This window comes from Microvirga sp. P4_G7 (assembly GCF_056401005.1).
Map to the genome: position 1 here is coordinate 1 of NZ_JBFUKD010001002.1, position 994 is coordinate 994.

Genomic DNA, 994 nt, shown 5'->3' on the forward strand with positions numbered 1-994 from the left:
CATCGGGGGCAAGGGCACGAGCTATTCAGGCTCGGCGCCGGACGGCAAAAGCTGGTTCGATGTCTTCAAGGATCGAATCGAACGGCCGGTCGACTGGTCGCGCGTCCATTTCGTCGGCAGCGTTCCGTACAACCAGTTCGTCCGCGTTCTGCAGATCTCCTCGGCTCATATCTATATGACCTATCCCTTCGTGCTATCCTGGTCGTTGATCGAGGCCATGGCGCTCGAATGCCGGATCGTGGCCTCGGATACGGAACCGGTCCGGGAGGTGATCAAGGATGGCGTCAACGGCCGCCTTTTCCCCTTCTTCGACGAAAAGGCATTGGCCGAGAGGGTGCGCGAAACGCTCATGGAGAAGGAGCGCTCCACCGAGATGGCGAAGGAGGCCCGCCGCCAGGCCCTCGCGAAGTATGATTACACCACCGCCTGCCTGCCCCGCTGGCGGGAGTTCCTCGGCGTTCCCGCCCCTCAAACGTCCGAAAAGGGGAGCCGGGCGGCCGCGCGATAAACGTTCAAATGTCCCGAGCGCGGCTATTCGAAAGTTGCGGCGTCCCGATCCTTGCGGTAAACGCGACCTCAAACCACGACGCTTAACCAGGGCATGAAAATGGCCAATACGCATAACGCCACGGACTCGACCTACCATCCGGCCATGGATGAGGCCGCTCACGAGGCGACCTATAGCGGTTTCATCACTTTCGTCGAAATCGCCACCATCGTCGTCCTCTGCCACGTCCTGGCGCTGGCGGTCGGCGGCATCAAGCATGCGTGGCTGACGGCCATCGTCGGTGTCGCTCTGTCGCTGATTGCGGGTGCCATCGGCGCCAAATCGCCGGCCATCGGCATGCGCGCGCCGATCGCGGTGGCGCTGCTTTTGGTTCTGGCTCTCATCTTCTACTAGAGCATCAAGAATCAACTAACGGACTACAATCTGAGGCGTCTGACGGTCGCCGAACGCGGGGGTGTGCATGCGATTAGCCGTTCTCTCCGAAAC

The 994-nt window shown here is 61.2% G+C and carries 2 protein-coding genes; both read left to right on the plus strand.

From position 1 onward, the window contains the following. Nucleotides 1-508: glycosyltransferase (locus AC1DT3_RS22550; RefSeq protein ID WP_477467400.1), on the plus strand; the 508-nt coding region annotated here is incomplete at its 5' end. A gap of 99 nt (nt 509-607) precedes the next feature. Beyond that, the gene (locus AC1DT3_RS22555) at nt 608-901 is read left to right on the plus strand and encodes an aa3-type cytochrome c oxidase subunit IV (RefSeq protein ID WP_477467401.1); all 294 of its coding nucleotides are present in this window, start codon (nt 608-610) and stop codon (nt 899-901) included. Nucleotides 902-994: the final 93 nt, after the last annotated feature.